Origin of the sequence: Bacillus sp. JJ1532 (genome assembly GCF_036965085.1) — a bacterium.
GTDB lineage: Bacteria > Bacillota > Bacilli > Bacillales > Cytobacillaceae > Cytobacillus.
This window is the reverse complement of the sequence record NZ_JBALOW010000050.1, coordinates 130,182-133,159: the sequence shown is the minus strand read 5'-3', so window position 1 is coordinate 133,159 and position 2,978 is coordinate 130,182. Positions and strand designations below refer to the sequence as shown.

Genomic DNA, 2,978 nt, shown 5'->3' with positions numbered 1-2,978 from the left:
CGTGGCGTTCTTAGTCTGTGTTCCTACAATCGGGCCTTTACGGGCTGTTGATCTACACATAGTAACTTTTTTTACTCCACTTCTTGAAATGGGGATCTTACAGCCCGTTAATCTGCGATAAACTTTTTGTCCAAAAGCAACAAAAGAACAATCAAATAATTGTATTACACTAACATTGTAGATAGTTGTCACAGAATTGTAGAATTTAAAGTAATAGAAGAAATACCATTATGCGGGGATTTACTGCAATTTCGGAGGTGTTTATATAAGTGGAAGCATTAACAAGGGACTTTTTCTTATTTCTTTCAAAGAACGATCTTCTTAATAAAATCGCTCAAAAAAGAGGAGGAAAGTTTGCACAAGGTAAACTGATTGGCGGATTGGATTTTCCAAGCTCAATTGAATTTATCAGAAAATTGAATAATCAAGGATTATCTGTAACAGTCGACCATTTAGGAGAATTCGTCAATTCAGTTGAGATTGCAAACGAACGTACGGAAGAATGTATTCGTACCATCGAAATGATTAGCAAGGAAAAGCTGGATTCTCAAGTATCTCTGAAAATGACCTCATTAGGACTTGATATTGATCGTGATTTAGTTATGAAGAATATGACTAAAATTCTCGATACAGCTGAAAAGCATCAAATCATGGTGACCATCGACATGGAAGATGTGCCTCGCTGCCAGGCTACGATTGATATTTTCAAACAGTTAAGAGAAAAATACAGCTGTGTCAGCACGGTTCTTCAAGCCTACCTCTACCGTACTGAGCAGGACTTGAAAGATCTTAGCGTCTATCAGCCATTCCTGCGTCTTGTAAAAGGTGCTTATAAAGAAGCGGCAGATGTTGCCTATCCTGATAAGAAAGACGTGGATGAAAATTATAAAAAGCTCATTGAGCAAAGCTTATTAAGCGGCAATTATACAGCGATTGCTTCTCATGATGATCAAATCATCGAGTATACGATAAATCTTGCCAAAGAGCATAACATCCCAAATGATCTTTTTGAATTCCAAATGCTTTACGGAATGAGAAATAAAACACAGCTTGATTTAGTTAGGCAAGGCTATAAATTCCGTGTCTACGTACCTTATGGTTTAGATTGGTACGGCTATTTCATGAGAAGATTAGCAGAAAGACCAGCCAATATTGCATTTGCTTTCAAAGGTATGGTAAAAAATTAAGAAAAAAATCTCAAGTAACTAAAGGAGCGAAAAAAATGATCCCATACAAACACGAACCATTTACTGATTTTTCAATTGAAGAAAATAAACAAGCATACTTAGAAGCTATTAAACTCGTAGAAGGCTACCTTGGCCAGGATTATCCTCTTGTAATCGGCAATGAAAAAATGACAACCGATAACAAAATTGTTTCCTATAACCCTGCTAATAAGCAGGAAGTAATCGGAAGTGTTTCGAAAGCAAGCAAAGACCTTGCTGAAAAGGCAATGCAGGCAGCTGTTACTGCATTCGAATCTTGGAAAAAAGTAAAACCTGAAGTGCGTGCAGACGTATTATTCAAAGCAGCTGCAATTATTCGCCGCCGCAAACACGAATTCTCTGCCCTTCTGACAAAAGAAGCTGGTAAGCCATGGAATGAAGCTGACGCAGATACAGCTGAAGCAATCGATTTCCTAGAATACTATGCTCGTCAAATGCTGCGAATCAAAGACGGTGTTCCTGTCGAAAGCCGTCCTGGTGAATACAACCGCTATGATTATATTCCGCTAGGGGTAGGCATCATCATTTCACCATGGAACTTCCCGTTTGCGATCATGGCTGGAACAACAGTTGCAGCAATCGTAACTGGAAACACTGTTCTCTTAAAACCTGCTTCTACTACACCAATTGTAGCTGCTAAGTTCGTAGAGGTAATGGAAGAAGCTGGACTTCCTGCAGGCGTTCTAAACTTTGTTCCTGGAAGCGGCGCTGAAGTAGGGGATTACTTAGTTGATCATCCGAAGACACGTTTCATCTCCTTCACGGGCTCTCGTGATGTCGGTCTTCGCATTTTCGAACGTGCTTCAAAAATTAACGAGGGCCAAATTTGGATGAAACGCCTAATCGCTGAAATGGGCGGTAAAGATACAATTGTTGTTGATAACGAAGCTGACTTAGAATTAGCCGCTCAATCGATCGTGAAATCAGCTTTCGGATTCTCTGGTCAAAAATGCTCTGCATGCTCACGTGCAGTTATTGTAGAAGACGTATATGATCAAGTATTAGACCGTGTTGTGGAATTAACTAACGAGCTTACACAAGGAGATCCAACCAATCCAACTAACTTCATGGCAACGGTCATTGACCAAAGTGCATTCGATAAAATTATGAGCTACATCGAAATCGGGAAACAAGAAGGAAAGCTTATGACAGGCGGAGAAGGAGACGATTCTAAAGGCTACTTCATTAAACCAACAGTATTTGCAGATCTTTCTCCAGAAGCACGCATCATGAAGGAAGAGATTTTTGGCCCTGTCGTTGGCTTCACAAAAGCGAAGAATTTCGATGAGGCAATCGAAATTGCGAACAACACAGAGTACGGTTTAACTGGTGCGGTTATTACCAATAACCGTGAAAACATGGAAAAAGCACGTGAGGATTTCCATGTTGGTAACCTTTATTTCAACCGTGGTTGTACGGGTGCTATCGTTGGCTATCAGCCATTCGGAGGCTTCAACATGTCAGGAACGGATTCAAAGGCAGGCGGCCCTGATTACCTCCTTCTCCACATGCAGGCAAAAACAACTTCCGAAATGTTTTAAGACATTCATATATCATTAGGTTAGGAGAATCAATCGGTGTGCATTGCCGGTTGGTTCTTTTATTTTTGAATTAAATCCATTACCTTCTGAAAAATACATTTAAAGATGCTTCTATGTTAGTGTTTTTCATGGCAGTACAACAAAGCAGCTACATTGGATCCTCCTATGTTTGCGTTTTTCCTCTAACTACACTAAAACCCTTACATTGAGC

At 39.9% G+C, this 2,978-nt stretch carries 2 protein-coding genes; both read left to right on the top strand.

Features of this window, described 5'->3' with window-relative positions; all coding sequences use genetic code 11:
- Nucleotides 1-269 precede the first annotated feature (269 nt).
- A complete protein-coding gene (locus V7122_RS17930) occupies nucleotides 270-1,187 on the top strand; it encodes a proline dehydrogenase family protein (RefSeq protein WP_335528006.1) in 918 nt (305 codons plus the stop codon).
- 35 nt (nucleotides 1,188-1,222) lie between these two features.
- Nucleotides 1,223-2,767, top strand: coding sequence for an L-glutamate gamma-semialdehyde dehydrogenase (gene pruA / locus V7122_RS17925; RefSeq protein ID WP_335528002.1), 1,545 nt, complete (start codon nucleotides 1,223-1,225; stop codon nucleotides 2,765-2,767).
- The last annotated feature ends 211 nt before the right edge of the window (nucleotides 2,768-2,978 follow it).